The sequence below is a fragment of the Methylophilus sp. DMC18 genome, from assembly GCF_056314005.1.
In genome coordinates this window covers 505638-513381 of record NZ_JBQUZE010000001.1, presented here as the reverse complement: position 1 = coordinate 513381, position 7744 = coordinate 505638, and the positions used below count along the sequence as shown (strand labels likewise).

Here is a 7744-nt window from a genome sequence, read left to right as displayed (position 1 = left end):
CATTCGATACATTACCCGTCACCGCACCTACATCATCAAAGACACTGTCTATCGTCGGCTTGTTCGGCGCTTGTGTGTCTATCGTCACTGCATAGCTGTTAGAGGTTGGCGACTCATTGCCAGCCTTGTCCGTAGACTTCGCTGTAAACGTATGTAACCCATCTACCAACGTCGTTGTTGGCGTAAAGCTCCAAGTACCATCCGCCTTCACGGTCGTTGTGCCTAATACGGTATTGCCATCGTACACAGTGATCTGTGAACCAGCTTCACCTTTACCAGAAATCGTCGGCGTGGTGTCATCTGTCACACCAGTATTCACAACCGTGCCTTGCTTGCTACCAACATCATCTTGTACGTCGTCTATCGTAGGCGCTACCGGCGCTTTCGTATCTACATTGATCTTGTACTCTGGGGTCGCATCACTTGGCTTGCCTGCTGCGTTGATCGCAATTGCCTTGAAGCCATAAGCTCCATCAGCCAACGGCGTTTTCGGCGTAAAGCTCCAGCTACCGTTATTCACAGCAACCGTACCTTGTGAAACACCATTCAAGAACACTTCTACACTGACCGCACCCGCTGGTGCTGTACCAACAACAGTAGGCGTCGTGTCATTAGTGTCTCCACCTTGTGCAACTGTCCCTGTAATCGGCGCAACGTCATCGTTAATCGCCGTGATCGTCGGCACGCCTACTGTACTTGTATCAATTGTGAAGTTAGTCGCTGGGGTCTTGCCACTGGTGTTGCCAGCAGCATCTGTCGCCGTGACATTGATACTGTGCGATCCATCTACCAATGGGGTCGTCGGTGTGAAGCTCCAAGTACCGTCTGGCTGCACTGTGGTCGTACCAATCGGCTGATTGTTATCGTACACAGTGATCGTAGCTCCAGGCTCGCCTGTACCACTTACCGTTGGGGTGTTGTCGTCTGTCGTATCCCCAGTGTTGATCGCTCCAACTTTCGGGGCAACGTCATCGGTGATTTGGTTCACGTTCACCGCAGGTGGCGTGGTGTCTACTACAAATGGGAAACCACCTGTCTTGCCACTTTCAACCCCAGCTGCACTTACTGCGGTCGCAGTAATATTGTGATTGCCTTCGCTCAATGGCTTAGTCGGTGTAAATACCCAGTCTCCCTTCGCATCAGAAGTCGTTGTGCCAATCAGTACACCATTGTCATAAACATTGATTTTCAGATTAGCTCCCGCTGTACCTACCACAGTCGGCGTCGTATCGTCTGTTGTGCTGTTCTTCTGAATCGGTCCTTGTTTTGCACCAAAGTCGTCGTCAATCCGAACAATTGATGGGTCTTGTGGCGCATTCGTGTCGACATTGATCACGTACTTGTCACTAGGCACACTGTTGTTACCAGCAGCATCCGTAGAAACAGCCGTCAACTCTCTTGTACCGTTCAGCAATGGGCTAGAGGGCTCAAGACTCCATGTACCATCCGCTTTTACAACGGTTGTACCAATCGCATTCTTGCCGTCATATACAGTAATAGTGGAGCCAGGCTCACCTTTACCACTGATCGTAGGCTTAGCATCATCGGTAAAGCCACCATTCGATACATTACCCGTCACCGCACCTACATCATCAAAGACACTGTCTATCGTCGGCTTGTTCGGCGCTTGTGTGTCAACTGTGAATGTAAGTGTTGAAGATTTATCACTTTCGTTACCTGCCGGGTCGGTAGCTGTAGTTGTAATTACATGCTGCCCGTCATTAAGCGCTTTAGATGGTGTCGCCGCCCACGTACCGTCTTGTTTGACTATAGCAGTCGCAATAACATTTACACCATCATATACTTTGATCAAATCACCTGGGGTTGCGCCAGAACCAGAAAAATCAGGAATATTGTCATTCGTGGTAGATTTATCAATAATATTTCCAACCACAGGCGCAAAGTCGTCGTATGCTACAAAAGCGCCTGGCGCAACTGGCGGTGTTCCATCAACAGTAAATGTTTCACTGGCTTTAATGGTGACATTACCTGCCAAATCAGTCACTTTGATTTGTGGTGTATAGGTACCATCAGGTAAATTCGCGTCTTTTAACGTCACGCTCCACACAACCTTACCCGAAGCATCGGTAGTAACAACAGCCTTGTATGTTCCACCATTGATGGTAACAATCACAGTGTCTGTCAGCTTTTCTGTCGTACCCGTTAAGGTTGGAGCGCGGTTCTTGGTAAGGTTATCTGTTTGACTAAACCCTGTATCGTCAATGAGAGTTTCCGGCAGTTGACCGCTAATAGCTGTAGCGTCTGGGTTTACCGTATCAACAGTAAATACAAAAGGGGCAGTTGGCACACTTACATTACCTGCCGGGTCTGTCGCAGTGATCGTGGCTGTATAAGTTTGATCCTTCAATGGGACAGAAGGAAGGCCACTCCAGGTCCCATCAGCCTTCACACTAGCGGTAATTGTAACTGTCGTACCATCCGAGCCCTTAATTGTGACAGTAACAATATCACCAGGCGTTTGATTCTCGCCTTTAAACTCGGGAACGTTATCATTCGTTACGCCCCCATTGGAGATTTGCCCTACCACAGGAGCGACATCGTCAATAACTTGGTACTCATTAGGTGCTGATGGGGGAGTCGTATCGAGTACAGCAGAGTCACTCGCTGACGGCGAGGTCTGACCAGACTGATTTGTAATCGATGCTGTTACGGTTATTGTTGAGCCTTGAGGAGGCAACGGACTTACTTCTAGTGTAATCCCTCCTCGAGAAATATCCAATGCAGAAATAGCAATTGCACGTGTACCATTGTTATCGGTGACATTTAAAACATCACCAGGCTCAACACCAACAGGCAATCCGATCAAGACAGTTACAAATTGCTTACCATTTAATTCGCTTTGGTTAATGAAGTTGTTGTTATCAACATCATCTTCAAGAGTCACCGAAGGAGCGGCACCAGATGGCGTTAAATAAACAAAGTTAGGACTAAACCCTCGGCCACCATCTCCGGCCCCACCGCCAGCAGCATTGCCCCCTGTATAGTTTGCACCAGAACCATCTTGCGTTTGGATGCGATCCAGGTTAACGAATGAGGCATTACCATCACTACCTGCTTCACCAGCAGCCGGGTTATCAAGCACCTCAGTAACATCGCGGCCTTCATTCAAGGCAGTTAAAACGGCATCAAATACGGCTTGGTTAACAGCATTTTCTGTGACATCGGATACATCAACTTGCGCAAGGTTATCCGTAATTTTGACGGTTTGCGCTTCTGCAAAATTAACAGTTTCACCATTTGCAAGTTTCACAGTAACCGCCGAGCCAGAGGCAGTAATTACTTTATCTCCTGCATGCAGCGTTTCGCCCTGTTTCAACATATGGCGACTGCCATTTGCATCCACAACAATTGCCATACCTTGAACGTTTGTAACTGTACCGATCACAGTAGCCATTTTTTCCTCACTTTAAGTTGAGACAATTTTGATAGTCTCGTATTAAACGCGAGTAAACAATGAAAATCTATTGTACTAAAGTACAGTATGAAACTCGGGATATAAAACGCTTAAGTAATTTAAAAGTCATAACGCGTAGAGATATAAAAAAAGCGGAGTCAAATGACTCCGCTTTCATTTAAACAACTTAATCGTCTTGGAATAGTTACTCAACAGCCTGGAAACGAATAATTTCTACACGACGGTTGGCATCGTTACCTTCCACTGGATCGTTTTCAGCAATCGGCTGTGAGAAACCATAGCCCTTAACAACCAGACGCTTAGCATCAGTGCCTTTTTTGATCAGATAGTCGGCCACGGCTTTTGCACGTTTTTCAGACAACAGCAAATTGTACTTTTCTTTAGAAGTACTACGCTTGTCCGTGTGGCCGGCAATCTCAACCTTGTCGTTGCCCCACTCTTTGACAATATCATTCACAATATCCAGGTCGGCATAGGACTCTGGCAAGATAATCGCGCTATTAGCCTGGAACAGAATGCGTGGCGTAAATTTCATGGTCGCCTTTTCTTGTGCTTTAGGCTTAAAGGCTTCACCACTACCTTCCCATGGCTTGGCATTTGCCAGCAATGCTGCTTTATCGGGCACGATTTGCTCAGGCACTACTGCTTTACACACATTCTCGCGATCCATGTACTCTTCACGAGGATAATCACCCACATCTGTGCGTGTAACGCCGAGTTTGCTCAGCAACAAGCCTTGACCTGCATACGTTTTTGCATAGGCCGTATTCAAATCCATTTCCGCAATAGTGAAGTTACGACGTGACTGGAAGTATTCGTTTTCAGTATCCAGCAAGTCAAGCAAGGTACGCTGGCCGATTTCGTATTGCTTGCGATAAGCCAAGCGCGCATTTTCAATCGAATCCTGATGCTGTTTGCGGTAAGCCACTTGCTCAGTCAGTTGCTTAATGCTGTTGTAAGAAATTGCAACCAGTTGGCGGGTATCAATACACGCTTTATCTCGCAAGTCGTGCGAGCGGTTCAGGGTTTCAACCGCAGAATCCAGATTGGATTTATCCGTAAAGCCGTTGAAAATATTCCAGCTCGCAGTTACTTCCAGCGTATCGGCAGCTAAAGTACTGAGTCTACTTTTATCGTTGACGTCAATAATTTTACGGCCTTGCAAATCAACACGCGGCATAAAGGCAGCTTTACGACCGGAAACAGATTTTTCAACCGCAATAATATTTTCGATCGCAGCCAGAACGTTCGGGTTTTGCTTGTAAGCAGCATCTAACACCTGATCAGCTGAAGGAGCAAGACCATCGCCCGTCATCATCACTTCATTCAGATTCTCCGGCGGCAACTCACCTACCAGACGCTGAAAGCGCGCAGAAACATCATACAAATTATTTGTTTCCGTCACCAGATTAGCCTCGGCCAAAGCAAGACGCCCTGTTGCTTGCTCAAGGTCAACCTTCTTACCTACACCGGCATCTACACGAGACTTGATCTTATCGAAGACTTGCTTGTGCACGACAAAGTTATCCTGAGCATAAGAGACCAAGCGGCGGTAACGGATCAAATCGTAGTAAGCCGTGGCGGTATCTAACGCTACTGCCTGCATCTGCCCTTGCAACTCGTAGAAGCGTGACTTAGCCACATGGTCCAGACGACCGACTTCTGATGGCGTCGCCAGGCCATCAAAAATCATTTGGCGCAGAGTCAGGGTGGATTGCTGGTTAGGAGAATAGGTATTGCTTACATTAGGGGTCAGGCGCTCCTGATTTCTGAACACCTGATCTACAGTCACGTTCGGCAGATATTTGCCTTTGGCCGCAGACTCATCCAGTTCCGCTGACTTAAATGCATGAAAGCTCGCTTGAACTTCTGGGTTCTCTGATACTGCTTTCTCGATAATTTTTTCGAGACTTTCAGGACTCGCCGCCCAGGCCAACGAAGAATAAGAGAACACGCCCACGAGGAGCGCTGAGGCAATTTTTTTTAGTTTCATTTGCAGACTCTTAACAAGTTATAAAGATTCATCCAAAATCAGTATAACCACGGAACTAAGCCTGCACAAGAGTGGTCACCGCAATAAACCACAAACTTTTTGATAAATTTAGTGTAATTAGTCAAAAAAATGGAATTGATGCAATATAAAAACTCAAAAAAACCTTCATATATTCATATATTTACACGATAAATATATGAGTTAACTTATTTATTACACGTTAATTTAGTTGAGATTTATTTAAGCTGGGATTTTTAATGCCCACATTACCGGCAAAATGTCCCGGCGTGGACTGCCCCTGCAGAACCAAAGCCAAATGCAACCGGTCGCGCACCTTAAGCGTATCAAAGACAGAAGTAAGATGTGCCTTAACCGTACGCTCGGAGATGGCCAGTAAGCGGGCAATCTCTTTATTACTACTTCCTTTAGCGGCCTCTAACGCCACCTCTCGCTCACGCTTGGTCAAATTCTCCAGAATATCCTCTGGCACAGCTGACGTGGCTTTGCCACCGGTTGTGAGGCTGATCAGATGCTTGAGTACATCACGTCCCAGCCAGACCCCGCCTTGCGAAACCACACTAGAAACCTCTTTTAGCACATTTGGATGTGCATACGCATGCAAATAGCCAACCGCCCCTGACTCCAGTGCCTGCATGGCTTCAACTTGCTCGGGGTTATTGGAGAGGACGATGACTTTGGCGGCAGGCAACACGCGAAGAATGTGTTGCACAGATTGACGCCAAAGGCTGCCCTGCTCTAGTTGCGCATGCACCCAAATGATGGGTGCCCCTGCAATATCTGCAGAAATCACATCAGAAATGAGGGTTGATTGAGGAAAGGCCTTTTGCCAGGACTCGATTGCGTTTTTGAGGGTCGTGATAAATATATGCTTCATAGTTTTTAGCGCTCGGTCAATGCGTACGATTTAGCTTTTAACACTGGTTTTAATAAATAAGACAGCACCGTTTTTTTACCTGTGAGGATATCTACCTGTGCCACCATCCCCGGAATAATCGGCAGATGGTCGCCAAGATTATTCTTGGTTGTCCTCACTTTAACGACATAATATGCATTACCTTTATCGTCTATCGTGGAATCTGCAGCAATATCTTCTACAACACCATCCAAACTACCATATATAGTGTAATCGTAGGCCGTGAGTTTGACCACTGCCGGCTGTTGCGGCCGGATAAAGGCGATATCCTTGGTTTGTACTTTGGTTTCAATCACCAGTGCATCATCGCCTGGCACAATCTCCATCACCTCTTTACCAGGCTGAATGACGCCGCCTACCGTATTATAGTAAAGCTTGCTGATTTTGCCGTTCACCGGCGAAGTCAGTGTCGACTGTTTCACTTTGTCTGAAAGCGCTACACTGGATTGTGTCAGACTGTTGATTTTGGCAGTCGTCTCATTCAAATCTGTGCGGACTTTGCTCATGAAGGATTGTTGTGCTTCAGAAACCTTGCGGCGCGCTTCTGAAATCGCGGCGGTCAATCGTGACATCTGTGCCGATGCCTGATCAATATCCCCTTTGGCACGGTTTGCATCACGCTCCAAGCGCAAAATCTCAATCTCTGAAACCGCTCCACTACTGAGTAAAGGGCGATTGGCAGCGAGCTCTTTACTGGTAGACTCATAAGTCTTGATCGCCACTTCTTTCTTAAACTGCACTTCCGATAGTTCACGTTCGCGTTGCGATAGTTGGTCACGTGCAATATTGATTTGCGAATTCAACTCATCTCTGGCAGCGTTAAATAACTGCAGCTCTTGCAAATAGGTATCAGGCGCTTTTTCTTGCACCTCACTGGGCGGGTTAAAGCTACCGCCATTTGCCAATGCCTTCAGTCGCGCCTCTTTGGCCGTCAAGGAAAGGTACTGACTCTGGTTTTCCTTGAGGGAGGAGATCGCCCGCGTTTCATCAATCTTGATCAAGGGTTGACCGCGTTTAACCGTATCCCCCAGCTGTACCATGATGTCAGTCACAATCCCACCATCCAGCGATTGCACAACCTGCACCTGACGTGACGGAATCACACGCCCCTCGCCACGGGTTACCTCATCAACCTTGGCAATGCCGGCCCAAACCAGCAAAACTACCAAGATGCCGAGGATAGAATACATGATCAGCTTGGCATGCAGCATGGTGTCTTCGACCATCACATCATGCGCCTGCTCCACCCAGGTGCGCGATTCCGCTGTCTCGGTTTTGACAATTCTATCCACCAGCGCGTGTACAGGCTTACCCAGGCGCACCCAAATACTGTCTGGTTTGGTAATCTGACCAATTTGATCGTATATTTTTTTTGCCATGA

General features: G+C 47.2%; 4 protein-coding genes. All 4 read right to left on the bottom strand.

The annotated features are described in order from the left end of the window. Positions 1-3415: retention module-containing protein (locus ACT53G_RS02300; RefSeq protein WP_476168587.1), on the bottom strand; the 3415-nt coding region annotated here is incomplete at its 3' end. A 205-nt stretch (positions 3416-3620) separates the two neighbouring features. Then, positions 3621-5429, bottom strand: a complete 1809-nt coding sequence (locus ACT53G_RS02295) for a TolC family outer membrane protein (RefSeq protein WP_194746985.1) — start codon at positions 5427-5429, stop codon at positions 3621-3623. Between the two features lie 220 nt (positions 5430-5649). After that, positions 5650-6324, bottom strand: a complete 675-nt coding sequence (locus tag ACT53G_RS02290; protein ID WP_313984242.1) for a response regulator transcription factor — start codon at positions 6322-6324, stop codon at positions 5650-5652. A gap of 5 nt (positions 6325-6329) precedes the next feature. Further along, positions 6330-7742: an HlyD family type I secretion periplasmic adaptor subunit gene (locus tag ACT53G_RS02285; RefSeq protein WP_476168586.1), complete on the bottom strand. Its 1413-nt coding sequence runs from the start codon at positions 7740-7742 to the stop codon at positions 6330-6332. Positions 7743-7744: the final 2 nt, after the last annotated feature.

Bases quoted from the DNA above. Each gene is read 5' to 3' on its own strand.
- ACT53G_RS02285 (WP_476168586.1), bottom strand. From the start codon at position 7,742: ATGGCAAAAAAAATATACGATCAAATTGGTCAGATTACCAAACCAGAC.
- ACT53G_RS02295 (WP_194746985.1), bottom strand. From the start codon at position 5,429: ATGAAACTAAAAAAAATTGCCTCAGCGCTCCTCGTGGGCGTGTTCTCT.
- ACT53G_RS02290 (WP_313984242.1), bottom strand. From the start codon at position 6,324: ATGAAGCATATATTTATCACGACCCTCAAAAACGCAATCGAGTCCTGG.